The sequence below is a fragment of the Spirosoma pollinicola genome (genome assembly GCF_002831565.1).
Classification (GTDB): domain Bacteria; phylum Bacteroidota; class Bacteroidia; order Cytophagales; family Spirosomataceae; genus Spirosoma; species Spirosoma pollinicola.
The window spans coordinates 6,040,146-6,066,392 of record NZ_CP025096.1 but is presented as its reverse complement, the minus strand read 5'-3'; the positions used below and the strand labels follow the sequence as shown (position 1 = coordinate 6,066,392).

The window sequence follows — 26,247 nt, the reverse complement described above, 5'->3', positions numbered from 1 at the left end:
TTCACTTAATCAACCATTAACTCTTTTTCCGATGGCAACAACCTATAGCACGCCCGGCGTTTTTCTTGAAGAACAAACGCTTTTTCCGCCCTCGGTGGCTGCGGTGGCAACGGCCATTCCCGCCTTTATTGGCTATACCGGGAGTGCGCTCGATACAACAACGAATCAACTGCTAACGAATCAGCCAACCCGGTTATCCTCGTTACTCGACTATAATCAGCGTTTTGGAAGTGACTTTGCGCCAACCAGTTACGACATTGTTGTCACCAACGGAGCCATCACTACTATCGCGCCAAAAAACGGTAACGATACCCGTCGGTACTACCTGTATAAAGCGGTTCGGCAGTATTTCGATAACGGCGGTGGGCCCTGCTATATCGTATCGGTTGGGCAATACCCGGCACCTGTCCAGTTAGGCACTGTAACAAATGACCTGCTGGCCGGTCTGGAAGCCATCAAACGATTCGATGAACCAACGATTTTGCTTTTCCCCGATGCCGTTGAATTAGCAGAGGCCGATTTGGGATCGTTACAACAAACAGCCCTGGCTCAATGCGCCGACTTGCAGGATCGATTCGTTGTGATGGATGTTCGCGCCGGGTTTCTGAAAGCCACCGTTGCCAATGATCCAATTGCTGTTTTTCGGGATAACATCGGTACTGAAAATCTTAAGTACGGAGCCGTTTATTATCCCTGGCTATTTTCGATCTACGCACAGACGCTTTCGTTTGGTAGTCTGGCCTTTAAAAAGCCTGACCCCAACAATGCCGCGAACCTGGTCGCTATGCTCCCCGCCGACCTGGAAGCCCTTAGCACGGTACCGGCCGAAATAGCTCTGTTGCAGGGGGTAAACAAAACCAGCAGCAATGCAACCCTGCTTACGAATGCCCTTGCAGCGGCTACCACTCCCCCACTCACCGGGGATACCATCAGTCCGCTGAAAGCCCAGTTCGACCAGCTAACAGCAACGTTTCTTAATGCTACACCCAATGCTACCCGCGATCAGTTTGCCGCAATTCTGAAGTTTGTCCGCACCCTAACGCTGGCACTCCAAACGCTGGATGCCGCTACGTTGGCCGACTCGCTTCGGGCTTCGCTGGATGCCCTGAAAACTGATGCAACGTTTATGGGCGGCATTGTCAGTTTGATACAAATCGAGAAGAACGCAGGAATTCTGGCCGACCTGGTGCCTGCCGGGCGAGATGCTGCAGTTGTAGAAACCGATTATGCATCGCTGAACAACACCGTATGGGTGGGCAACGTGGCTCTGTCGACACTCACCGCCGATGCCACTATAAACACGGGTGCCAATGGTGCCACCACCATCAAAGCCAAAGGAATAAATGTGCTCAACGCCGATCTGTTTGCGCTCTATGTTCAGCGGCTGATCAATACGGTCGACAATCTGTTCAAATCAGCATTGATGAACAAGGATATTGCTGAGCAGCAGCTATTTACCCAACATTCCTGGTTCAAAGGATTTGCCGCACGCTTCGCGCGGGAAACGGCTCTTGTACCCCCTTCCGGAGCCATTGCCGGGGTGTATGCCAGCGTTGACCGCACACGGGGCGTGTGGAAAGCGCCCGCCAATGTCAGCCTGAACGCAGTAATTGGCCCGGCAGTGAAACTTGAAGACAGAGATCAGGAAAGCCTGAACATTCACGCAACCGGCAAATCCATTAATGTAATTCGAGCCTTTACCGGCAAAGGAATTATGATTTGGGGTGCCCGAACACTGGCAGGCAACGATAATGAGTGGAAGTATATACCGGTTCGGCGGTTTTTCACCTTCGCCGAAGAGTCCATCAAGAAAGCAACGGAACCCTTCGTCTTTGAGCCAAACGACGCCAATACCTGGATACGGGTAAAAGCGATGGTCGAAAACTTCCTGACACTTCAATGGCGGGCCGGTGCATTGGCAGGCGCGAAACCCGAACAGGCTTTTTACGTGAAAATTGGTCTGAACGAAACGATGACCGAACTTGACATTCTGGAGGGGAGAATGATTGTTGAAGTGGGCATGGCCGCCGTTCGACCCGCCGAATTTATCATTCTCCGCTTCTCTCACTTAATGCAGGAATCCTAATTAGGTGGAGTGGTTGATTGGTGAAGTGGTTGATTAGTTAATATGGCAGACTATTGTTAACCATTCCACCAATTCACCACGCCACCACTCCACTCTTCCACTAATTAACCAATAACCAATCATACAGATGGCAAATTATCCATTACCTAAGTTCCACTTTCGTGTGGATTGGGACGGTATCGCCAATGCGGGCTTTACCGAAGTTACAGGCCTTGAGGTAACGACTGAAAAGATCGAATACCGCGACGGTGCCAGTCCCGAATTTTCCAAAATCAAAATGCCGGGTATGCAAACCTTCGGCGACATCACACTCAAGCGCGGCAGCTTCAAAGGGGACAACGAATTTTTCGATTGGTGGAATACGGTGGCCATGAACACCATTACCCGCCGAAACGTCACCATTAGTTTGCTCAACGAAGCCCATGAGCCGGTGGTGGTTTGGAAAGTTAAAAACGCCTGGCCGCTTAAAGTCACCTCGTCCGACCTGAATGCGGGCAGCAATGAGGTATCCGTCGAAACGCTGGTACTGGCGCACGAAGGCGTTACCATCGAACACACCTAAGGTATGGATCTGAGCTACCCACAAACCGGATTTCACTTCTCGGTCATCTTCGAGTTGTTTCCCCAGTTTCCGAACGATATCCGGTTTCAGGAAGTGTCTGGCCTATCGGCCGAAGTAGAAACCGAATCGTTTAGCGAAGGCGGTGAAAATCGGCTGGTGCATCAGTTGCCCGTTCGCACAAAATACAATGATCTGACACTGAAACGGGGCAAGTTTCTGGGTTCAGGGATTTTGCACTGGTGCCGAAAAGCCATTGAAAAGCAGGAGTATTCACCTACCAACCTGATGATTTCACTGCTCGATGAAAATCACTTGCCGATTTACAATTGGTATGTGGTGCATGCGTTGCCCAAGCGACTGGAAATCGGGGCTTTTAATGCAGAGCGCAATGAAGTGGTGATTGAGACTATGGTGTTGCAGTACCATTATTTCAAATACTACGATCCGGCCAGTGTAGCGATGGATCTGGCGGGAAGTTTAACAGCATCAGCAAATATCAATATTGGTTTCTAAACAGTATAAGTTATGCCCATTGAGATACGTGAGCTGGTCATCAAAGCCAGGGTTGAAGAAGCCGAAAACGCCAGCCACACCCGAAACGGCAGTCGTAACAGGCAGGCATCTTTTGCCGACAAAGAGGCCATTATTGCGGCCTGTGTGGAGCAGGTTCTGCAAATCATGGCCGATAAACAGGAACGATAGGTGTCCCTAAAACAACTCAGGCCATGATCCTCGATACACTACTGGCAAAGGGAAATCTAACCAAGATGACCATTACCGCTCTGAATCCCAATAAGGCGAAAGACAGTGCGCCCACTGTCTCAACGGATCCCAAGGACATATTTACAGTACTGGTCAATCCTAATACCTACCGGGTCAATTACTCCCTGAATTACAATCGCCAGCCAACGTTGGGGGCTACTGATACCAAGGCGCAGCAGACCAGTTCGGAGCCAATCAGTATCGACTTTGAGTTGTTGTTCGATGGCACCGGGGTTATCCCTAAACAGCCGTTGACCAATCCGCTTGAAGGTGTACCCATTGCGGGGGCCATAGCAGGTGGCATTGCCGGTCTGGTTGGCGGCAAAAAGTCCGATGATACGGTGGCGGGTCAAATCGTAAAGTTCACGGACCTTGTCTATACCTATAGTGGTGGCCAGCACCAGTCAAAGCCCGTGCAGATTAGCTGGGGGAGTCTGGTTTTTTACGGCAAATTAAAAAGCCTGAGTTACCAGTTTAAGCTCTTTTCGCCCAATGGAACCCCTTTGCGGGCCGTTGCAACGGTAAACTTCGAGAGTAGTCAGACCGATTTCCTGAGTGAAGCACTCAACCGAACGTCATCTCCCGACCTGACTCACCTGCGAACCGTACAGGAGGGTGATACACTCCCGCTTTTATGCTACCAGATTTACGGAGACTCAGCCCCATACCTCGCCGTGGCAAAGGCCAATAATTTACTGAATTTCAGAAATCTGGAAGTAGGACAGCAGTTATTTTTCCCACCCCTCGACTAAGCAGCCATGAGCGCACCCCGCGTTTTACCCATTGACCAGAATACCGATGTTGTCACCTTCACAATCAAGGTGAATGGCACGGCTATTAGCCTGACAACAGGTATTTTGTCAATCGTGGTGAGCAAGGAGATTAACCGGATTCCGACGGCACGGCTAACTATACAGGACGGCGACGTTGCCACAAACGACTTTACGGTCAGCAATCAGGAAACGTTTGCGCCGGGCAATGAGATCGAGATCTCGGCGGGTTATCATTCCAGCGAAGCAACCATTTTTAAAGGAATAATTACCCGACATGGCATCAAGATAAGAAGTACCTACGCCCAGCTTTTAGTCGAATGTAAAGATGTTGCCGTGAAAATGACGGTGGGACAGAAGAGCAAATTTTTTATCGACATGAAAGACAGTGAACTGATAGAAGAATTGCTGAACACCTATCCGGACATTGACTCAACGGTTGACGAAACAGCTGTACAGCATAAGCAACTGGTTCAGTTTCAAGCTACAGACTGGGATTTCATGCTTAGTCGAACGGAGGCAAGCGGGCAGGTTTGCCTGGTTAATGATGGTACTCTCACGATTACGAAACCATCGCTTGACGGCGATGCGATAGCAACGGTTTTATTCGGGGCCACCATCATTGAGTTAGATGCAGAGATGGATGTTCGCGAGCAGCCCACCAGCCTCAGGGCCATAACCTGGGACTCATCCGATCAGGCAGTTATTGAAGCAACTGCCTCCGAACCTGACTGGCCAGAAAACGGGAATATTTCCAGTAGCCAACTGGCCGATGTGATCGGCCTGGATACCAGCACCATTTACCATACGGGACAACTCTCTCCCGATGAACTGCAAAGCTGGGCCGACGCGCAATTGCTGCGGGACAGAATGGCAAAAATACGGGGTCGGGTCAAATTTCAGGGAATGGCCACCGTGCTACCGGGTGTAATTCTCGAACTGGCGGGTGTTGGCGACCGGTTCAACGGCAAGATTTATGTAACGGGTGTGCGGCACGAACTCTCGAACGGCAACTGGCTTTGCGACGCTCAATTCGGCCTGAGTCCAGACTGGCTGGCAAAACAACGGGAGGTGAGTTATCCGGCGGCATCGGGCTTGCTTCCGGCCGTTCGGGGCTTGCAAATCGGAGTTGTTACGAGCCTGGAAGACCCCGATGGCGAAAATCGGGTTCAGGTCAAACTGCCTGTCGTTAGTACCGAAGAGGAAGGCATTTGGGCGCGCATAGCCACACTGGATGCTGGCGATCAACGCGGTACATTTTTCCTGCCCGAAGTAGGCGATGAAGTCATTGTTGGTTTTCTCAACGAAGACCCCCGTTTTGCCATCATACTGGGCATGGTCAATAGCAGTAATAAACCCGCTCCGTTAACCGCTTCGGACCAGAACCCGGAGAAAGGGTATGTATCCCGCCAGAAGCTAAAACTGCTCTTCAACGATGACAAGAAAATCGTCTCGATTGAAACGCCTGGCGGGCAAAAAATCACCCTGAGCGACGACAAAAAGAAACTAAGCCTGAATGATCAGCACGGCAACAGTTTAACCCTGTCTGGTAGCGGCATTACCATTGACAGCGCCGGAGAGCTGGTTTTGAAAGCGAAAAAAGACATCAAAGTAGATGGAAAAATGAGCATAAACGTGAAGGCAGGCCTCAAGTTTAAAGCCGAGGGCTCTGCCGGGGCTGAACTATCGAGCAGTGGCATTGCCAAAATAAAAGGATCACTGGTACAGATAAACTGAGGAATAGCAATGGGATTGGCCGCGCGAATAGGTGATATGCATGTATGCCCGATGGTAACGGGCGTGGTACCTCATGTAGGTGGGCCGGTATTACCACCGGGAACCCCCACCGTGCTGATCGGTGGTATGCCAGCCGCCTGCCTGGGTGATATGTGTACCTGCGTTGGCCCGCCCGATTTGATTATTGCAGGGTCTGCCACCGTAACCATTGGCGGCAAACCAGCGGCTCGCATGGGCGACTCAACAGCACATGGCGGCACCCTGATTATAGGTTGCCCAACCGTGCTGATAGGGGGGTAAGGGTTTTACCACCTCCAACAGGCCCGACCACCCCCAACCCCCTCCTAAAACAGGAGGGGGCTTTGTAACGGGGTACCCTTCTGCGTAGCCCCCTCCTGTTTTAGGAGGGGGTTGGGGGTGGTCGGGCCAGCAAAACGACAGTAACAAACAATAAATCAACCCATTAACATGGCCGACTTATTTCTGGGCAGGGGCTGGAGTTTCCCGCCTACGTTCGACAATCGTACAAAGGGCGTTGTGATGTCTGAAGATGAACAGGACATCCGCGAAAGTCTTCAGATTTTACTGGGTACGCGCATTGGCGAACGCATCATGCGCCCGGCTTACGGTACTAATCTGGATCGTCTGATGTTCGATGCCATTGATGTAGCGATGGTGGCTACGCTCCAGAAAGACCTTGAGTTTGCCATTGCTCTGTTTGAGTCGCGAATAACATTACAGCAACTGTCGGTGCTTCAGGATCAGCAGTTAGAAGGACGATTATTGATCGTGGTCGATTATGTGATCGACAAAACCAACACGCGAAACAACCTGGTCTATCCTTTTTATATCAACGAGGGCACCGAAGCTCAATTTTGACTACGTAGTAAGTAGGACTTTCGGTGTTCACCGACATCGAAGCAGTAAAAAATGTGCATGACTATGGACCAGGATTTCAGACCGAACGAGTTTCTCCAGACGGATGGCATCAACCAATTACAACGGATGTTGCCAACGCTGGACCCGGCTTATGCTAAAGCCGATGAGCGAACTATGTCCGATTTTCTGAAGTACGCGTACCAACTTGCCAGGGAGATTCGGTACTATAACATCAGAAATCAATCGGAGGGCGACTGGACACCCTTTTTCGATGAGTTTTTGCGTGATGCCGCCACAGGCGACATGCTGCCTCAGACGCAGCTCGACGCGCATTTGGCTGGCAGAAGCGACCTACCGCCACACATGGCGCTGTTTCTGATCTTTTTAAAACTCTACGAAAACGCTCAGCAGGATCTTAACAGTCTTACCCAAAAGCATCTCGACTACTACTACCGCGATATTCTGGGCATCAAAGCCAAGCCTGCCATTCCCGATAAAGCACATGTTGTTTTCGAACTGGCCCGCAATCTGACTACGTTTCGACTTCCCGAAGGCACGTTGCTGGATGCAGGAAAAGACAGTAACGGCAAGGCCATTCGATTCAGAACGAGCCGCGAGATTAGTATCAATCAGGCAAAAGTAGCCGCCCTGAAAACGCTGTTTGTGGAAGAATCTCCCACGCTGGGAACACGCATACAGGCAGCCCCCGTGGCCAACTCTGCCGATGGGCTGGGCAAATCTTTTGCCGGAGCAGCCTCGTGGCGTCCGTTCGGGGCTACCCAGCTCAATCGGGCCAGCAGCGAGCGCACCATGATAACGGCAGATATTGGCTTTGCGCTTTCGACTCCCATGCTGCTTCTCAACGAAGGGAGCCGCAGTTTTACGCTGACCATGCCGCTGAGCAACAAGGGCTTACCGGCAACGGCATTACCCAACGCATTCCGGCTGTATTTATCAGGAGCGAAAGGCTGGATCGAACCGAATTCGATTACCGACCTCAGCATTAAAATCATCAACACTCAGCCAACGCTGGTTATCAGTGCTAGCTTGCTAGCTACTCAACCCGCCATAGTAGCCTACGATGACGCCGTTTTGGGCAATGGTTTTATAACGCCCTACCCTGTCCTGAAACTGGTTCTTAACCAGACATTCAGTCAGTTTGATGTGTTAAAATCGCTCACCTTTTCCTCGGTCACGATTCAGGTGGCCGCTAGCGGGGTGAAAAATCTGATCGTACAAAACGACGAGTCGGTTGTTGATCCGGCCAAGCCCTTTGCCCCTTTTGGTTCGCAGCCCGGCCTGGGAGCAAACTGCTATATTGGTTCCGATGAAGTGTTCACCAAACGACTTACATCACTAAATGTCAACATCGACTGGCATAAGCTCCCCTCCGATCTCACCAGTTATTATGAGGGGTATTTTCCGCGCTTCAGTAACCAGGTAACCCCCGATAGTTTCGATGGTGTTTTATACTTTCTGGCCGATGGAGAATGGCAGTTTCTAGCCAAAAACACACTCTTCAATGGCCCCGAAAATCGGCAGGTCACGTTTTCGGCAATCAATGACCCATTCCGAAATTTCGGTCAGCACCGGGCTACACTCGATGAACCTCTGCAACAGTTTGATACGAGTGTAAAAAACGGTTTTATCAGGCTGGAACTGACCGGCCCACGCTTTGATGACTATGACTTCGAAGCCTTTGGCCACAGCATTTTTCCGATTGTTTATGCGAGGAAAGCGGTAGCGTTAAGCAAAGCCGCCCCTACAGACCCGGCGGTAGTGCTACCCAATCCGCCCTATACACCCCAGATCAAATCGCTGTCAATCGACTATTCTGCCGAAGAAACCTTCACACCCAAACCGGGCGACACAAATAACCTTTTCTGGTATGTCGAACCGTTTGGCTACCGGCAGCTGGTTCCCGACGACCCCACGACCCTTTTGCCTGTCATTGGTGGAATCGCGTTCAGTTACATAGGGCTGAGCGGGTTTGTTGCCCCCGCTACCATAAGCTTACTGATACAGACTGAAGATGGTACAGCACTGGCTGAAACACCCGATGATCTGCTCAGTAGTCGCGATTTAACCTGGAGCTACCTCGCCAGTGATCGCTGGGTCGATCTCGATCAGGCCGCCGTGCTGGCCGAGAGTACGGAGGGTTTCCAAAAAGCGGGCATTGTTATGCTGGCCATTGGCCGGGACGCATCGCAGCAGCACACACTCATGCCAGCCGGACAGCACTGGATTCGGGCGCGGGTGGCGTCGGCACGCAAGGCCGACGGAGCGAGCAACCTGCGCTCTGTACAGACACAGGGCGTAGAAGTTGAATTTCTGGCTACAGATACGAACCAGATCATTACGGGCGTGGCGGCCGGTACGATCAAAAAACTGGTAACACCCCTGACGGCAATTCGTCGTGTTAGCCAGCCGTTTGCCTCGTTTGGCGGACAGGGCACCGAAGACGCTCCCGCTTACTACACTCGTGTCGCCGAGCGGTTACGGCATAAAAACAGGCTGGTTAGTCGCTGGGATTATGAGCATCTGGTGTTGCAGGCCTTTCCGGTGCTGTTCAAAGTTCGCTGTTTATCCCACCATCGGCCTTTACTTGCCGGAGAAGCACCGGGAGCGACAGCCGCCACACAAGCCCCCGGAGAGGTACAGCTTATTGTGGTGCCAAACCTGCGAAACAAAAATTACGGCAACCCGCTCGAACCCAGTTGCAGCACGATTCTGCGCCGGACCATTGAAGATTTCCTTCGGCCGTATGCTTCAGCATTTACGACCATTACAGTCAGTAATCCCGTCTACGAACAAATCCTGCTCGATTTCAAGGTGTCGTTTCGGGCGGGTAAAGATGCCGGTTTTTATGCCGTGGTATTGAACGACGAGATAAAACGATTTCTGTCGCCCTGGGCTTTTGAAGAGGGTCGCGATATTCCGTTTGGCAGCAAAGTCTACAAATCGGATTTACTGGCCTTCGTAGAGGGTCGTAGCTATGTGGACTTCGTTACCGACTTCGATATGTACCACCTCTATCAGGGGCCGCCGAGGGGTGGCGTGGGTACGATGGTTATTGGCACGAACTTTTTCATCAAGCAGCAGATTCCAGCCACCATCAACGGGGAAACGGGTGGTACAATCGGCACAGATTTCATTATTGGGGAGCCTGTGGACAGCACCAGCCTCTCACCCGATGGCGACGCCATTCTGGTGTCGGCCGCACAGCACCGCATCACACCGCTGTCGGCGGGCGAACTCGTTAGCGATGGCATGGATCAACTCAGCGGCATTGGCTATATGGTCATTGGCTTAGACTTCGACTTACTGGTATAACTCATTCACTTTTCCTACATCCAATCAACCATGGCACAACAGTCACGAGCCGATCTGAAACTAAAATTCAGCGACGGCAAACGACCTTCAGGCAGCGAATTCGCAGACCTTTTAGATTCGTTCATCAATCCACAGGACGACAGCCTCCGAAAAGATGCAGGGGGTAATTTCATTATTACCCTGGGCGACGGCCAGTCCAACAAAGCGGGCACATTACGGTTCACGGCGGGCAAAGTGCAGTTTTTCGACGGCGCTGCCTGGCAGGATGTGGGCGCTGGTTCATCGGGTGGGTTTCAGCCCGTGGGGGGAACACAAAATATCGCCTACAGCAACGGAAACGTAGGGATCAACACGGCAGCAGCCCAGCCAACGGCTCGTCTGGAAGTAGCGCTGGCGGTGGGTGAACAGGCTAAAATCGGCAGTGTATCGCTGGGTAATAGCGCTGCCCCCCTGAACGGGTTTGTGCAGGTCAGCCACGTTAACCGCGCCAATGCCACCGACTTTGCCCTTCGGCAAGGGCCACAGGGCAATGTGAACCTGAACGCCCCCGCCAACCAAAAGCTGATCCTGTCGAAAGGGGGTAATGTATCGCGGTTGAGCGTCATCGAAAACGGATCGGTCATCGTAGCTGCCGACACCGATATAAGCGGTACGGGAGCCGAGTTTCAGGTGAATGGGAAAGCGTTTAAAAACGACGGCTCTCCCAACTGGACAGTGCCGTCGGATGCCCGTCTGAAAAAAGACATCCGCCCGTTTCAGGATGGGCTGGAAAAGCTGCTGCAAATCAATCCGGTACATTTCAAATACAACGGATTGGCACAAACGCCTAACAACCACGAACAGGTTGGCATTCTGGGGCAGGAAATGGCCCAGGTACTGCCCTATACGGTTTCAACTGCTTCGGCCCAGCTTCAACCCAACGATGCCCCCATCGACATGCTCACCTTCGACCCCAACGCACTGGTCTATGTACTGATCAACGCCGTGAAGGAGCTGGCGGGCAAAGTGCAGTCGCTGGAGAAGGAATTATCCGGAAAGTAAGGGTTGGATTGTCCCCTCCTAACCGGTATTACCACCCCCAACCCCCTCCTAAAACAGGAGGGGGCTATGCAGAAGGAGGATTTTCTTGCTGATTTCCAGATAGTTAGAATGGGTGAATAACTTTTCACACTAATACCCATAAGCAGCGTTTGGTTTTATCAATAAAAAGGAAAGTAAAAATAATACCCTTCGGCATAGCCCCCTCCTGTTTTAGGAGGGGGTTGGGGGTGGTCGGCCCGGTTGGGGTCAATCCAACATCCTCTTTCCCCATATAAACTACAAACACATAACCTGTCCATCCCATGCGCGAGCCGGTCGTTATATCGAAAGCCAGACCCACTGTCAAAAGTCAGGATTATGCCGGGCTGCTTGCTCAGGGGCTTGGCTATATTCAGCAGTGGACCAGCGATATCTGGACGGATCATAATGTCCATGACCCCGGCATCACGCTCCTCGAAACCCTCTGCTACGCCATTACCGATCTGGGCTACCGGGGTCAGCTACCGATTGAGCAACTGTTGGGCAGGCACATTTCGCCAGACAAAATGGCGCTTTTTGACCCCGTTCAGGCACTGAGCAGCAACGCCATCACGGTCGAGGATTTTCAAAAGTTGCTCATTACGCTGCCAGACGTAAAATATGCCCGATTAACCCCGGCGACCGGGCGTATCAATGGGCTATATGACGTATTGATCGAATGGGAAAACGTGGATTTAAACGACAGTCTGGTTCTGGAAACACTACCGGCAAATGGCAAATTATTCGACGTAGAATTTGCCTTTCCGTATTGGGACGAAAAAAGCGTAGCCGTTTGGGGTACTGCCGTCACGCTCAATCAGGCAACCGGCGTAGGGCAGCCTCTGCCTACGCTTATTTCGTTTTCCGAAGATGAACTGAACGACTACTTCACCACCGTCGATGTTCGCTTCGACACAAACCAGACGCTCCCGTTAACCATTGTGATCCGGCTGGGTACACAACCGAACCCCATTGACCGACCAGCCCTGGAGCAGGCTATTGTAAACCAACTCACGCAAATCGCTCCCGGATCGGCTATCGAAACCTACCGGTCGCGGGTAAACATGGCCTTCCAGCAAATGAGCGCCGTTCGTGCGTTATTACTCCAGAACCGGAATCTATGTGAAGACTTTTTACAACCCCGGTCGGTGCGGACCCAGGAAGTTGCGGTGCGGGCAACGATCGAACTGGCTGCCGATGCCGATGCCCGGCAAACGCTGACCGATATCCTTTCGGCCATTGACCTGTTCATCGATCCGGTGGTACGGTTCTCCTCCCTGGCCGAGTTACAGGCGCAGGGCTTACCCAACGAAACTATCTACGAAGGGCCGGTGCTGTCGGCGGGATTTCTGCCAACGCTCAACGAACCTAAACAGAATCAGCTCTATGCGTCAGATATTCTGCAAAAAATGCTGCAATCTGCCAATGGCGAAAGAAACAACGCTGTGATTGCGGTGGAGAATTTCTCCATGAACAGCTACGTTCGCAATCGGCTGATAACGGCAAATGCTCAGAATAGCCTGACACTTCTTCGGGATGAGCAATTTCAGCCCCGGCTCAGCGTAACCAAATCCGATATATCCTTCTTCAGAAACGGCGTCAAAGTCGATTATGACAGGCAACAGGTTAACTCGGGTGTTCAAACCAAACGCCAGCAGGCATTTCTGGCATCGACCGCAAGTTCCTTCCAACCGGCTACCTCAGCGGCTTCAACGATTAGTCTGAACCCGGCTGATATTATGCAGTACCAGTCTATTCAGTATGACTTGCCCCTTGTTTATGGATTAAAAGCCGGTACACCCGACAGTGCCCCACCTGTCCGCAAAGCGCAGGAAAAACAACTGCGGGCCTATCTGCTCTTTTTTGAGCAGTTACTGGCCAATCACCTCAGTCAACTGGCCAATACAGCCTCTTTTTTCAGTATCGACAACCCCAACACTTACTTCTACCAGCCCCTTTATGGCATTCCCCGCATTGACCAGTTACTGCGCTCGTTTGATCCGGCAAACGATTGGGATGCCTTCAGCAAAAACCCGGCGAACGACTATGCCAGACGGTTGCAAACGCTGGCTGAATCACCCCTCGACCGATTACTGCGCAAAAACAACGTACTGGAACACCTGCTAGGCCGATTTGGCGAAGAATTGTCTGAACTGAGCCGACTTGAGTATACACTCAACTTGCAGGATGCGGCATCGCTGGCCGATGTTGACCGTATCCGGCAAGCTACGGCCCGGCGCCTTCTTCGGTACAAAGCAGCGTTTCTGAACGACGTATGTTCGTCGGCGGCAGGGCGTGGTCTGGGAACACCCGCTGGAACTATAAATGACCTGTCGGGGCTGGAACGGCGTATTTACCGAAAAACGGGAATTATACGCCAAACACGCCAACGCCTGAGCCCTACCCTGACCGACTTCTTCACGATTCAGGCCAGTGGCGTCAATCAGGAAACCTTTCAACTCAACGACAGCAGCAGTGCTATTCTGCTCAGCAGTACCCAAACGTTCCCTACGGCACCTCCGCAAACAGTTTTCGATGGGATTCGGGCTGTCGTTCAGTTTGGTATTGAACCGGCTTCCTATCAGGTTAGTCAGACTGGCCCCTCAACCTGGCAAGTATCGCTCATGAACGATAAAGGCGTTGCTATTGCCCGCCAACCCAGCCTGTTCGTTACCCCAACCGACGCCAACACGTTTATCAATTCAACCGTCACGTTGCTCTATGATGTGTTTTTATACGATACATATAAGGCCGAAGGATTCTGTCTGATCGAACACGTTTTGCTGCGGCCAACGCAATCAGCCGATCCAGACCTCAGCGGCAAAAACCCCTATTCGTTTCAAGTAACACTGGTGTTTCCGTCGGGTATGGAACGTGACTTTGCCAACTTGAACGATCTGCCAAAACCCGGCTTACCCCGGCGGTTTCGGACCAAAGCTTTCCGGAACTACGTAGAGTCCGTTATCGAGCAGGAGTGTCCGGCTCATTTGATTCCCAGCGTATTCTGGCTAGACAGCAATAGCAACCCCGATGGGACAGTCGTAGCCGGAACAGGCCTAGCGTATGATACCTTCGAAACGCAGTATCTGGCCTGGCTAGGGAACTATGTTGGCGGCACGCTGGACACGTCAACCGGCCAGACAGCGCGTACCAACCTGGTTACATCCTTGAACTTCCTGCACTCAACCCTTGCCTGACCAACCGACAAATGCCTACTCCAGTGCGACATAGTATTCAGCGACAAACGGTCTGGTTAGATACACCGGGGCAGCCACCTTCCTTTGGCTTGCAGGATCGGGTGTCGGCTTACTGCCGCAACCAACTGCCCGCTGTGCTGGAAACCCTCTTCGACCGTCTGTCCAATGCCGACACTACCCTTCGGATCGACCAATTGACGATAGACGCAGGTAATTTGTCGCTGGCAAAACTCGAAGATGAACTAACTCAGCGCATTACGCAACAGGTTGAGTTAGCCTTTCAGCAAGTCGTTGAACAGGCTGAAACTACCCCAGCGAACAGCATTGGAGTTGATGCCGGTTTGATTACCGGCCCCATCGAACGGGTTAGTCGTCAGGAACGGATGGCGCAGCAGATACGGTATTTTCTGCTGTATGGCCGTTTGCCCATCTGGGCCGATACCCGCGATTTTGGTCAACTCGACCAATGGCTGACAACAGCATCGGCAGCTTCATTTCGTCGGGAACTGGTTGAGCTACTGTACAACAGACCTGAACTTGCCAGTCGACTCATCCACCACAGCACCAATCAGGCCCTTGTAAGTCTGGCTTTTGACACAGACAACCACTCTACTGAGACAAGCCATGAAGCACTATCGATAGCCATAGGTTTATTACTTATAGCCACTCAGGAGCTTAGCCAGCTACCGGTTCAGATACTGAGGGAACGCTACTGGCAAGGGTTTCTAACGGCAACAGCAGCAAAAAAAAGCCTGACCAGCAGCCTGATAACCTTCCAAAAAACGCTATTCCCTTCCGAATCGCCCAGTCTTTTCTTTGGCCGGTTACGGCAAATTATCGAACATCGCTTTGGTAAAGACGAATCGACGTCGGTTGATCTGCTTTTGCAAACGTTGACCAAATTGATCGAGACAAGTACAACAACGGGGCCCTTTTCCAACAATACAATACAGCGCAACGAAAAAAAAGGCCCAAAAAGCAAACCCGACCAGAGCGACCCGCCTGCACTTTCTACCGATCAACTATCGGAGAAAACAGCCAGTGAAGATCCAGACCTTACCGATTCACCATCCGGTCTACCGCCCGTTTCCGAAAACCAACTGACTAGCCACCAAGCATCTACCTTACCGGCCAAAGCGGGTCACTCATCGAACCAAACATCACGAAACCAGGCTCCCGGCGAAGCAGCGTTGTTTGTCTCGTTGGCCGGTATTGTACTACTACACCCGTTCCTGACGCCACTTTTTTCGGAGATGGGTTTAGTTGTCAATCGGCAGTGGACAGATGAAACGGCGGCAACCAAAGGCGCTCAGATGCTGGCTTATCTGGCTACCGGGCTGGACTATTGCCCCGAATATGAGATGACGCTACCGAAATTACTTTGCGGAGTACCCTTCGATGCCCTTGTATCCCCCCACCTCGACCTTACCGGTACCGACCGGCTAAATGCGACCGAACTGCTCCATGCGGTTATTGGTCATTGGCCCGCCCTGGGTACAGTCTCTGCCGATGGGTTGCGGGAAGCCTTTTTACAACGCGAAGGCAAGCTCACCCGCTCTGATGCTGGCTGGCAGTTAACTGTGGAACGAAAAACCATAGATATCCTGATGAACAAATTCCCCTGGGGATTTTCGGCTATCAAATTACCCTTCATGCCTGACCTGCTCCTCGTCGACTGGGCTTATTAATCAATCCTTAACTATTCATATCCATGAAAAAGACCATTTTCCTACATCTATTCCTGACCTGTTTCATCCTGCTAACCACGCTCGTTACGCAGGCTGCCGATCAGGATATAAGTTTCAATGAAGACCGCCCCACGTTCCCAATCATATTGATTGTGGGGGCACCCCAGACCATAAATATTGGCGTAGTGGGAGCGCCTGCCAATGTGAGCTGGGGCTTTTTTGGCGTACCCACGCCCATCGGTATTGGGGGCTGCCCCGCTACAGACAACAACCCCTATGTTTGTCAGGGCATTACAATTACCCTCCCGGTAGGCTCGGTATCGAGTGCCGCAACGGCCAGTGTTGGCTGGACTGGCGTTGCGCCCACGTCTGGTTCACTCACGTTCGTTCTTATCGTTGAGGGCCATGCCCGCGAATACCGCATCGACGTTCGCCGACCGCTGGACCTTTCTTTCGTTCTGGACAAATCGGGGAGCATGGGTATCATTTCAGAAGGTACTACTACACGTTGGGATGCCTTGAAAACAGCCGTCAACAACTTCATGCTGAAACTCTCAAACCCGGCTTTTGCCCAACCCGGCGACCGTGTGGGTTTAACTTTTTTTGAGACTGGCCTAACGCCTTCGACCTTCGGCAATAGCCTATTACCCCTTGATCCGGGGGCGGCTACAATGGTTCAAACGGCTATGAATGGACTTTCACCTGGAAGCGGAACAGCGATGGGACTTGGCATAAATGACGCAAAAACAAAACTGGCCGATGCCACCCGAACAAGGGATATTCTGCTGTTTACGGATGGCGAACAGAATGTAGCGCCACTTGTCAATACCAACGGCTGCGACGTAGGCGGTGTGGCGCTTAACGCGAACTGCCCGGTGCTGCCCGGTTCGTCAGGCAACCTGAAAATATTCACGATAGGCATAGGAAATCCCAGTCCAACCTACCTCACAACGTTGCAAAACCTGGCGACCAAAAGCGGGGGAAATTGCCTGCTCACCTCCAATGGCAACTCGTTTACCAACACTACCAGTATGGTTATCGGCAACATCGACGCCATATTCACGCAGGCGTTCATCAACCTCCTGCGTGACAATAGCCCCCAGTTAATCCGCACGAAATCAGGTAGTATTGGCAGTGCGGCCCAGGGTCTCGTTGATTTTCCTCTCAATAAAAATGTTGACGATCTGCTCATTGAAGTATCGCTGAACAAAAACTTCGAGATTCCCCAACTTGCCCGACTTGTTGCGGCAATACGGGTCAGTCGAAATGGCCAGGACGTAACGGCCCTGGCAACTCCGCGCTGGGTAGGCAGTTCGCCAAACACATACATGTATGCCTTCTCATTCAATACCGATAAAGCCTACGCAAACAAGCTGCGCTCCGAGGGAAACTGGACTGTTACGGCCCAACCCAACGGCCCGGCCAGTGGGCTGACGTATCGCATCGCCGTTATTGCCGACGATCACATGCTGGACTATACCTGCTCTCAAGGTAATGCCTTACCCACCGTGGGCGATACCCAGACGTTTGCCGTGCAGTTCAGCGACCGGGGGAAACCTATCGAGAATGCTACAATTACGGCAATGGTCTACCGGCCCGGCGACGATATTGGCGACCTGATGGCACGCAATACCAAAAAAGCGGCCGTACCCGTCCGGCAACAGGATCGGTCGGCAGTTGGTATCCTGAAATACCAGACACTACTCCGGGAAGACGCCAGCTTCGTAAGAGCCCTCACCCCTGTTGAACAGGTGGTTATGCTGACGTACCGCGGAAATGGTCGCTACGAAGGCAATTATTCCGGAATGAACGTAGCGGGCATTTACCAGATTGTCTTTAGAATTCAGGGACAGGACAGTATTCGGGGGCAGTATGACCGCTACGAAATGCAGAGTATGTATGTAAAAGCCGGACAGATTGACATTGGCAAATCGGTGATCAGCAATGTTTTTACGAATGGGAAACTAGTCATGACGGTGAGGCCGGTCACTACCTATGGCCGGTTTCTGGGCCCAGCCGCAACCGATGCCTTCGATATTAATGCACCATCGGCAAAGCTGAGTTCAATAATTGACAATCAGGACGGTAGCTACACATTGACGGTCCAGAGCACGACAAAGTCGGCCGGTTCGATTTCGATTTTACAACAAAAGGTATTTACGGGTAACCTGACAGAGTTCAAAGTTAGCGAGAAGATCCCGAGCGTGGCTCGTGAATTCCGGCCCGATGCCGTAAACGTGCTCATCCCTAACAAAAACTTTACGTTGAAGGCGGCTACCGGGAGTACAGTACCCCAAAAAACAACTACTACGATTCCGAAAAAACAACTTCAGCGTATACCTAAATGATGGAGTGACTAACAAGCTCGGAAAACACCTATTCAACACATCCCAACCGATATGCCTTCTGCCAGGAAAGCACTGCCGGTTGGGATGTGTGCAAAATCAGCAAGCACTAGTACCTGACCAATTTTAGCTTCGTTCGGCTATCGACTTCATGGTTTGAGTGGTTTCTTATGAAACAGGTTCCTGATAAAAAAACAGCCTCCAGCCGTTCTCCACTGACCAGTCAGCCGGAGGGAGATCTTTTTTTTCCACCCCAGCCTGTAGCGTCAGAAACCCCCGTTTCGGAGTCGATAGCCGTTCAGCGCCAACCCGACTCACAGGGTTCGGAAAATGAGTCCGACGAGCTACAGCCTTCGCCGGAGCCAGATCCAACACCAGTGCCGTTAGCACCGGTCGTTCAGCGTCAATCCGAAGACGGAGGGCAGGATGAGGACGAACACCCAGGACCGGACAGGAATGCCGTCATACAGAAACTGGCAGATATACCCTCCGACCCACCTCCACCCAACGATGCGATGTCGACGGATGGGACCTCCACGCTGGCGCTGGCGAGCGGCCCGATTCAGGAGGTTCCCGGTTTTATTGTCGACGATGATCTATCCCCTGCCCTGGCTACCCAGATCACCAAAACGGCCTTTCTGGATGAGCTATTCGTCCAGGTGTGCAGTGCTACCGAAGCGGAACTGGCCCATACGAGCTGGAGCACGGAAGGATGCCCTTACCTGACCTATTTTTTTGCGTACTTCCGGTCACAGTCGGCCTACACGCTGGAAGAGTCAATTCAAAAATACCAGCCCGAAGCCGCTTCGGCCACCAGCGCACAGGACTACCTGCCACCCATAGTTGCCCGCATTAAACGGGCCGTTAACACGTGGGTACGCACGCAGCAAATCACTGAAATTCCCGACGGACTGGATACTGTACTTCGCGCACTGGTCAACTCAAGCCAGCCGGGAATGATGCCTGTTCAGCGAAAAGCAACCAACGGTCAGTCTCCTGCACCAGCAAATCCGGCTCAAATTCAGGCCCAGTTAAAAACAGGCTCATCGCTCGATGGTAGTACCCGAACACGTATGGAAGGGGCGTTTGGGACAAGCTTTTCGGACGTGAAAGTACATACCGATGCCAGGGCCAGTGCGCTTTCAGATCAGCTGCAGGCACGAGCCTTTACGGTTGGGTCCGATGTTGCCTTTAGAGCCGGTGCCTATCAACCCGGCACCTTGATTGGCGATGCGCTGCTGGCCCATGAGCTGGCGCACGTAGTACAGCAACGAAGCAGCCAGGTGGAAACCCAGCCTAAAGGGGAAGCCTATAACGCACTGGAAACCGATGCCGATAATTCGGCTGTAGGTGCTGTGGCCGGGCTTTGGGGGAAAACGTATGGGTTTTTAAAAGACCTGTCGAAGAACGCGTTACCACGCCTAAAGTCGGGTTTACAGTTGCAGCGGTGCAAAACCCCTACCCGAACCGATTTCGAAAAGGCGTTGGGCCAGCCCTCGATGGTAGAGCCTCCGGAAGCTGACGTAAAGACCCAGTCATCTATCGTTCCCGAACTGCGTAAACTGTATTCCAGAAAAGCGGAGATTATTCTGAAAGGGAACCCGGATGATTTTAAGGAACTGGACAAGATAAACAATCAGATTGCAGAAGGGATACGAACCCTGAGAGAACTGGGCGTAGCCATACCCGATGAGGACATTAACCGCCAGATTATGTCAGGAGGTCAGGTAGACTTCCTGCAAATGAAGGCCAGCCTGCTCATGACCCCGGCTCGAACCGCCGAAAATCCCAGCATTCAGATCGGAGAGCGGGTCAATTTCTTCCTGAACCTAAACTACATTCCACCCAACACGCAAGTCAAAGTACGCTGGGTTTATCAACTCAATGGACGGCTCTTTCCGTTAATGGACAACAACTTCATGACGGGCCTGTCGAGCTATCCCGCTCCCATGCGTGGCACACAGTTCAGCTTTGACGATGCGACCTGGTTTGCCCTGAGCCATGACCCAAATCTGGAAAAAGCCGCTGATTTTCAGGTGGCCACGTATGTTTATTTTGGTAACGACACCGATCACTATGTGTATTACCTGCGTACCAACACGATTCGAATAGCCCGTTTCGAGCCTACTGAACTGGGCGTTCAGGTTGAAAATTCAAATCTGGTTAGTGGTACCAATGTACGGGCACATCTAACCAATTGGGCACCCCCTTATTCACAGTACATGGTCGACTGGTTTCTTGATGGGCAGCTTTTTCAGGCCGATCAACCTATTCTGGTGGATCATAATGTTGACGGCGTCGGCGTCAAAACGCTAAGGGCGGCCGTTTATCGAATCAATAGTGGAACAACGGGCGAGCCTATTAAGCGTATGCATCCCGTTTTGGGCCCAACCGTCGTTTATCGAGACCCAAATCCCTTTCTGGTAAAAGATAGTCGGATTAATGTTGAAAAGGCCGATACTGTAGCCGAACGAGCCTTACAGCAAAATCTGGCCAAAGTTCCACTTGATCAATACCCTGACATTTCGCAAGCCCGTCGAAGTGTTGAAACATCCATTACATCGCTGAAAACGAGCGAGTCGAAAGGAGGTACCAGCAGTGATTATTTCAAGGAACGGCGGAAAATGCAGGAAAAACGCCTGGAGCGTTTTGACAAAAACGCCGGTAACGTCTCGGCCACCCAGCCACTCCCCGACAATATTACCACGCTACCAACCGGCGTGAAGTATGCACGGCCGGTTCCGGCGGGGTTACTGGTTCACCAGACCGGCGAATTACAGCCGCTTAGTGTTTACCTATTGCTTGAAGGGACGGCTTCCGGTTGGACCGCTACCCTGATCGACATGACCAGTGCGGATGTGTATGAATTTGATGGCACCGCATCAACAGCCCAAGCGGCCATTGTTAAAGCCTTTTCGAGCTGGGGCGGTTTGTCGCACCCCTACCCACGGGATTGTACACTGATCCACAGTTATGCTCCGGCGGGTTTCATTGTCAACAATAAATTTGCGACCAACAATCCCTGGAACCATGCCAAAGTGTGGATTGACCGGATTCTGATGGTTGGCGGCATGGTTGTGGCCGGGCTCTTGCTCCTGATACCCGAGCCAACCGGCCTTACCAAAGCCCTGGGAATTGCTATTGCTGCCGCTTCTATTGCGCGCGGGGTCATTGCTATCGCCGAGAATATTCATGTTGGCATTGCGGCCACCGACTCACGCAATGTGCTGGAAGGCATTGGCATTGTTACGTCTATGCTCGGCATCAGCGGGTCGACACTTCGGACGGCGGGGCTGGCAGTCGCCCGACCATTTATGTATCGCATGGGCAACTGGATGGTCATATCGTCGCTGGCCATTGATGCAGGCACACTTGTTTTCGCTACCTACGAAGCCATTCGGACCATCCAGGCAATCCGGGCTGATCCAACGATGGATGAAACCCAGAAACTGAATGCCATCATTTCCACGATCGGGTCATTAACGGTGAACGGACTGATGTTTTTTGCCGCCAACCACGATCTGTTCCAGGGAGGTTTCCGTAAATCCGATTTCTTCCGTCAGCAGGTCAAAGGCGACAAACTGATTACGCTCGACCGGGGTACGCAGCTCGACATGATTGATGCGCTGCGAAAAAGCGATCCGACCTTTAACCTCGAACAGGTAAGAAAAATGCCCCCCAACGAGTTGGTCGTGCATTTCTTCACGGTACAGGAACAAGGTATCAGCAAAAGTCGCCTGCGTGAATTCTTAACAGAGGGCCAGATCAAAGGGCTCACGCCCGATGAGGTGATTGCGCTGAATCAGGCCGATGAGACTACACTACGGAATTTAAAAGACCGCCCGGCAAGCGAAGTAGCCTTGCTCGCCCAGCAAATCAGTCAGGGTAAAGCAAGTGGTATTACCGGTGGTGTTAAGGGGAGGGATGTATACCCCCTGGGAGAAAGTAAGAATTTCAGAACTATAGGCGAACTATTCAGCCTTATCACCAATGCCAGGGGCGTTATAATTCCGGAACTGGCCACCCGGCTTCATGGCAGTACGTTATCGCACAGCGGCAAGAATACATTTTACGACCTTTCTGTACCGGTACGGGGTACTAAGGGGGGCGTCAATGTAGAAGTGACCGTTGTACCGAAAGGGGAGAATCTGGATATCGCCGGAAGTTCCCGCCCCACCACACCAACACACGGGGCCGAAACAGGCCCGGCGAGTTTCGTGCTCAAGTATGAGAAAGGAAGCGGCACAACAGCAGGGCGCTGGACGGCAACCGTAGAAATTGACCCTCACGTACTTGTCCAGCAGCCCACCGGAACAGGTAGCCGGGCCCGTTCTGAAGACCTTAATCTATTGCTCGGGCATGAACTGGACGAAATAGCCGACATTGTGCTTAACAACCACAGCCTGACTGGCGAGAGCAAAGGCACAACCTACGATGCAGCCAAACTGCGTCAGAACATCGAATCCCAAACCCAGTCGAGTAAGTTCCGGGCGGTCGTGGTGGGTACCAGCGTCGAGATAACATCGCACGATGTGGCATCGGTTCGAGAACTGCTGTTCAACTACAAGGCCATGCAGAGTGCCAATGCGGTAGCCTATGCCCGCGACCGTTTTCTGCGGTTGATGAATAATATGGGCTTTACTCCGGAAATTACCGAAGTTCGTTTCCGTGATCTGTTGAGTGCCCTGCAACGCGTTGAAGCCGACGCGGGATTTGCCCGATTGATTGAATCCGAATGGCGTTTTCAACGCCTGGGTCAACAACTGGCCAACCTGCCGGTGTCGCAACTGTTACCGAATGGCCGACGGGTTGTTACACCAATCGTGATTGAGCATATTGTAGCGCCCCAGAACACGACAGCCAGCCCCAGCAGTTTTGTCGGTAGCGGCATTTCGGGCGGGCACCAGATTACCTTTCTGGAGGCAGTGAATGCCAGTGGGGAGTCCCGTTTCTTCGTTGTTCGCGAAGGCAGTGCCATGGGGTTACCCTATGGTCCTACGGCCCGGCGCTATCGGCAGTATATGGCTAAAGAGGGGGTCAATAAAGCCACCGCCCCCCGCCCAACGCCCGTGTCGGGAGGGGCCACGGCCAAGCCCGTTGCAGGTACGCATTACGATCCATCCTACTGGGTCGTTAGTGAGGTACCCAAGAGCGCCGTTGATGATTTACAGGCGTTTCTACCCCAGGCAGAGCGTGCTTTTGCGGATTATTACAGCAGCCAGATCGCCGGCAAAGTTACTACGCCCCAAAGTGGAACTCTGTTTACGCATCAGTTCAAAGGTGTAACCTACATGGGCTATTACAACTACGACGGAGCCACGGCCAACTCCTTATCCATAAATTCTATCTTTGTCGATGCCAAAACGATTCCTTAGCGTGATGAACGAGCAACCGATCCAAATCGACAATATCTCATTTACAGTTACGGAAAACCTGGGCAATAAGGGGCTCCTGACCGGCGATCCCGCTTTTCAGCCCGTAAATACGTTTATCGGTCTAGTTAATGATCCGGCTTATATGCCTGCCATTGCCGACGCCCTTCAGCAACAGAAAAACTTCTCAATTCAGGGTTTTAGTTTTTACAAAGCAACGGGAAACGAGCTATCAACGGGTCTGGCATTCTGGATGCAGTATGCCAAAGCTATAGCACAGGAACCAATCTACGTACTCAATCAAGCCTGGAATCCTGAACCCTGCTATGTTCCACATGCCACGCTGGTGAAGGTAGCCTCGTATGCTCATCGGTTAAAAACAGAGTCAAAAGTAACCGACCCCACCTGGTTATTTCGAAAATTCCCCTTAGCCGAATACCCCAACATGACATCCAATCTGTTGTTTTCGGAAAAGCAGACGATTCGTCAACTGGATCATAAATTGGCAGAATACCGGTTAAAAGCCAATGATCAGGCAGAAACGATTCCGAGCCTTTTACGAAGCGAACTAGCTGAGTCCGGGCTGCTGTCTACGCAACAAAAAACCATGAAACTGTACTGGCTCGAACAATGGGGTTGTTCGAATCTGCTTCAGTTTTACAACCTCTACCTGCAAAATCCAACGATCGAAGAACCCACCGAATCGCCAAACCCCGCCGTCAACGACGCTGTCCTGAAACAACTGGATAAACAACTGAAGGAAGCACTGGACATGTCTACCGACACAGATGAAGCAGCCATTGCCGCAAACAAACGGTTCCTTTTTCTGGATTTGGACTACTACGGCTTTTTTGATCTCAACCTGTATAAAGAGTGGCTGGCCTTTCTGGAGAATCAGTCTTTTGTTGACTTAACTGCTTATTACCGAAACATAGTCCGGTTACTTGACTATTACCAAAGCGACGAACGCCAGCAGATTTTCGGCACGTTGGCAACGGATCAGGTTGTCGATTTACCTTTTGCGCTGGAGTGGTTCAACCAGAACCCAACGGCTGAGTTTGCCTGGATGGCGTCCGTTGAATCCGTATTCATTAACGCCCATGCAACGGCTGCCGGTTCCGTTTTCAGTCGCCTGAACGGCCAGCGTATCCGGCTGGATGTCGCCCGCGAAGATGGTATTCACCTCAGGATCATGAACGCAAAATTCACCTGATCCTATGCACTACAAAGGCATTTTGACGCTTCATCTGTTCGGTCGCGCCATCCCGACCTTCCTCTTCCTAGGCACAATTGGCTATGTGGTTGGGGTTGGGCTGGGGTTCTGTCTGGCGTGGCAAACTGGCCTGCCGCTCTGGGCGATGGTGGTATTGTGTCTGGTTAGTGCCCTCACGTTTTTTGTCCTGGCGTTTCTGCACAAAATCATAACCGGACACGAAGAGCTGATCTATTATCACCACGAAATAGCCATCATGACAGTCTCGGCGCTGGTCTTGCGATGGGTACTCCACCAGCCGGTTGTTCCATTTCTGGAAATTACACTTCTGGGTATTGGCACCTTTCTGGCATTTGGGCGATTGGGCTGTTTGAATGCGGGTTGTTGCCACGGTCGCCCCTACCACCCGATTAGTGTTATCTACGGCGATGAGCACCGAAAAGCCGGATTTACAGCTCACTACGTCGGCATTAGGTTATTTCCCATTCAACTGGTCGAATCGGTCTGCGTATTTCTAATCACAGGTATTGGCGCCTGGTTATTTCTGGCTCAACAACCAACCGGCACCGTATTAGGCTGGTACACGTTTTCGTACGGCACCATCCGCTTTTTACTCGAATTTTTTCGGGGTGACCCCGACCGGCCCTATCGACGTGGTTTTTCTGAAGCTCAATGGACAACCTTGTTGCTTATGCTGGTGGTTTTGCTTTACGAAGGGCTTGGCCAGTTGGCATTTCATACCTGGCACTGGCTGATTTTAACCGGCCTGCTCCTGTTAATGGTCGTGTTACGCCTGTACTCGTCTATTGCTGGAAATCAGACTATGGCACTTCGAAACCCCCACCACGTACGCGAAATAGCTGACATCCTCTCGCATCTGGATATGCAGGTACAACGGCCAACCCCGGCAGTGGTCAAGGTCTGGACAACATCGCTGGGTTATCAGCTATCAGGCCAGACGGTTGTTGAGAAACTGGCCGATTGGCGCCTGTTTTCGTTGTCCTGCAAGCAGGGTTCTATTAGCCAATCGGAAGCACAGGCATTATCCGGTATCATTTTACAGTTACGTCTCAAAAATCAAACGCATCAACTGGTACACAGTCCACCCGTATATCACTTACTAGTTCCTGAAAAAGATATAGGCCGCGAGTCGAATTATAGGTAACGTTTACTATATCAAGTATTTATACGGTAAAATACATCAATTCTAAACCGTAGTTTTAGCTTCATTTCCCATCGGTTGT

16 protein-coding genes are annotated in these 26,247 nt (G+C 51.8%); all 16 read left to right on the top strand.

All coding sequences use genetic code 11. The features are described from left to right. The first annotated feature begins 31 nt into the window (after positions 1–31). The 16 genes from CWM47_RS39390 to CWM47_RS25355 all read left to right on the top strand — a co-directional run bounded on the left by CWM47_RS39390 (position 32) and on the right by CWM47_RS25355 (position 26,168). The gene (locus CWM47_RS39390; RefSeq protein ID WP_240625467.1) at positions 32–2,086 is read left to right on the top strand and encodes a phage tail sheath C-terminal domain-containing protein; all 2,055 of its coding nucleotides are present in this window, start codon (positions 32–34) and stop codon (positions 2,084–2,086) included. A gap of 127 nt (positions 2,087–2,213) precedes the next feature. Next, on the top strand, positions 2,214–2,648 hold the full coding sequence (locus CWM47_RS25425; protein WP_100991163.1) for a phage tail protein: 435 nt from the start codon (positions 2,214–2,216) through the stop codon (positions 2,646–2,648). A gap of 3 nt (positions 2,649–2,651) precedes the next feature. Further along, on the top strand, positions 2,652–3,161 hold the full coding sequence (locus tag CWM47_RS25420; RefSeq protein ID WP_100991161.1) for a phage tail protein: 510 nt from the start codon (positions 2,652–2,654) through the stop codon (positions 3,159–3,161). A gap of 12 nt (positions 3,162–3,173) precedes the next feature. Continuing rightward, positions 3,174–3,350, top strand: a complete 177-nt coding sequence (locus tag CWM47_RS38820; protein ID WP_170069450.1) for a DUF5908 family protein — start codon at positions 3,174–3,176, stop codon at positions 3,348–3,350. Between the two features lie 23 nt (positions 3,351–3,373). Beyond that, on the top strand, positions 3,374–4,162 hold the full coding sequence (locus CWM47_RS25415) for a CIS tube protein (RefSeq protein WP_100991159.1): 789 nt from the start codon (positions 3,374–3,376) through the stop codon (positions 4,160–4,162). Positions 4,163–4,168: 6 nt separating this feature from the next. After that, entirely contained in the window at positions 4,169–5,917 is a 1,749-nt protein-coding gene (gene vgrG, locus CWM47_RS25410; protein ID WP_100991157.1) for a type VI secretion system tip protein VgrG, read from the top strand. A gap of 9 nt (positions 5,918–5,926) precedes the next feature. Further along, positions 5,927–6,217, top strand: a complete 291-nt coding sequence (locus tag CWM47_RS25405) for a PAAR domain-containing protein (RefSeq protein ID WP_100991155.1) — start codon at positions 5,927–5,929, stop codon at positions 6,215–6,217. 168 nt (positions 6,218–6,385) lie between these two features. Continuing rightward, positions 6,386–6,796 carry a GPW/gp25 family protein gene (locus CWM47_RS25400; RefSeq protein WP_100991153.1) on the top strand — a complete coding sequence of 137 codons (411 nt, stop codon included), beginning with the start codon at positions 6,386–6,388 and terminating at the stop codon, positions 6,794–6,796. Positions 6,797–6,859: 63 nt separating this feature from the next. After that, complete coding sequence (locus tag CWM47_RS25395; protein ID WP_100991151.1) at positions 6,860–10,129, top strand: baseplate J/gp47 family protein; 3,270 nt, start codon at positions 6,860–6,862, stop codon at positions 10,127–10,129. 30 nt (positions 10,130–10,159) lie between these two features. Continuing rightward, a complete protein-coding gene (locus CWM47_RS25390; RefSeq protein WP_100991149.1) occupies positions 10,160–11,170 on the top strand; it encodes a tail fiber domain-containing protein in 1,011 nt (336 codons plus the stop codon). Between the two features lie 302 nt (positions 11,171–11,472). Beyond that, positions 11,473–14,385 carry a hypothetical protein gene (locus CWM47_RS25380; RefSeq protein ID WP_100991145.1) on the top strand — a complete coding sequence of 971 codons (2,913 nt, stop codon included), beginning with the start codon at positions 11,473–11,475 and terminating at the stop codon, positions 14,383–14,385. Between the two features lie 11 nt (positions 14,386–14,396). Then, positions 14,397–16,073, top strand: a complete 1,677-nt coding sequence (locus CWM47_RS25375; protein ID WP_100991143.1) for a contractile injection system tape measure protein — start codon at positions 14,397–14,399, stop codon at positions 16,071–16,073. 23 nt (positions 16,074–16,096) lie between these two features. Next, positions 16,097–18,421 (top strand): vWA domain-containing protein, encoded by a 2,325-nt coding sequence (locus tag CWM47_RS25370; RefSeq protein WP_100991141.1) that lies wholly within the window; start codon positions 16,097–16,099, stop codon positions 18,419–18,421. 167 nt (positions 18,422–18,588) lie between these two features. Further along, on the top strand, positions 18,589–23,793 hold the full coding sequence (locus CWM47_RS25365; protein ID WP_206170542.1) for an eCIS core domain-containing protein: 5,205 nt from the start codon (positions 18,589–18,591) through the stop codon (positions 23,791–23,793). Then, positions 23,774–25,003: a hypothetical protein gene (locus CWM47_RS25360; RefSeq protein ID WP_100991139.1), complete on the top strand. Its 1,230-nt coding sequence runs from the start codon at positions 23,774–23,776 to the stop codon at positions 25,001–25,003. The genes CWM47_RS25365 and CWM47_RS25360 overlap by 20 nt, the downstream gene beginning before the upstream one ends. A gap of 4 nt (positions 25,004–25,007) precedes the next feature. Continuing rightward, the gene (locus CWM47_RS25355; protein WP_100991137.1) at positions 25,008–26,168 is read left to right on the top strand and encodes a prolipoprotein diacylglyceryl transferase family protein; all 1,161 of its coding nucleotides are present in this window, start codon (positions 25,008–25,010) and stop codon (positions 26,166–26,168) included. Positions 26,169–26,247 lie beyond the last annotated feature (79 nt).

Excerpts from the sequence above, each read along its gene's own strand:
- CWM47_RS38820 (WP_170069450.1), top strand. The coding sequence starts at position 3,174 with ATGCCCATTGAGATACGTGAGCTGGTCATCAAAGCCAGGGTTGAAGAA.
- CWM47_RS25370 (WP_100991141.1), top strand. The coding sequence starts at position 16,097 with ATGAAAAAGACCATTTTCCTACATCTATTCCTGACCTGTTTCATCCTG.
- CWM47_RS25360 (WP_100991139.1), top strand. The coding sequence starts at position 23,774 with ATGCCAAAACGATTCCTTAGCGTGATGAACGAGCAACCGATCCAAATC.
- CWM47_RS25415 (WP_100991159.1), top strand. The coding sequence starts at position 3,374 with ATGATCCTCGATACACTACTGGCAAAGGGAAATCTAACCAAGATGACC.
- CWM47_RS25400 (WP_100991153.1), top strand. The coding sequence starts at position 6,386 with ATGGCCGACTTATTTCTGGGCAGGGGCTGGAGTTTCCCGCCTACGTTC.
- CWM47_RS25365 (WP_206170542.1), top strand. The coding sequence starts at position 18,589 with ATGAAACAGGTTCCTGATAAAAAAACAGCCTCCAGCCGTTCTCCACTG.
- CWM47_RS25390 (WP_100991149.1), top strand. The coding sequence starts at position 10,160 with ATGGCACAACAGTCACGAGCCGATCTGAAACTAAAATTCAGCGACGGC.
- CWM47_RS25395 (WP_100991151.1), top strand. The coding sequence starts at position 6,860 with ATGGACCAGGATTTCAGACCGAACGAGTTTCTCCAGACGGATGGCATC.
- CWM47_RS25380 (WP_100991145.1), top strand. The coding sequence starts at position 11,473 with ATGCGCGAGCCGGTCGTTATATCGAAAGCCAGACCCACTGTCAAAAGT.
- CWM47_RS25355 (WP_100991137.1), top strand. The coding sequence starts at position 25,008 with ATGCACTACAAAGGCATTTTGACGCTTCATCTGTTCGGTCGCGCCATC.
- CWM47_RS25420 (WP_100991161.1), top strand. The coding sequence starts at position 2,652 with ATGGATCTGAGCTACCCACAAACCGGATTTCACTTCTCGGTCATCTTC.
- CWM47_RS39390 (WP_240625467.1), top strand. The coding sequence starts at position 32 with ATGGCAACAACCTATAGCACGCCCGGCGTTTTTCTTGAAGAACAAACG.
- CWM47_RS25375 (WP_100991143.1), top strand. The coding sequence starts at position 14,397 with ATGCCTACTCCAGTGCGACATAGTATTCAGCGACAAACGGTCTGGTTA.
- vgrG (WP_100991157.1), top strand. The coding sequence starts at position 4,169 with ATGAGCGCACCCCGCGTTTTACCCATTGACCAGAATACCGATGTTGTC.
- CWM47_RS25405 (WP_100991155.1), top strand. The coding sequence starts at position 5,927 with ATGGGATTGGCCGCGCGAATAGGTGATATGCATGTATGCCCGATGGTA.
- CWM47_RS25425 (WP_100991163.1), top strand. The coding sequence starts at position 2,214 with ATGGCAAATTATCCATTACCTAAGTTCCACTTTCGTGTGGATTGGGAC.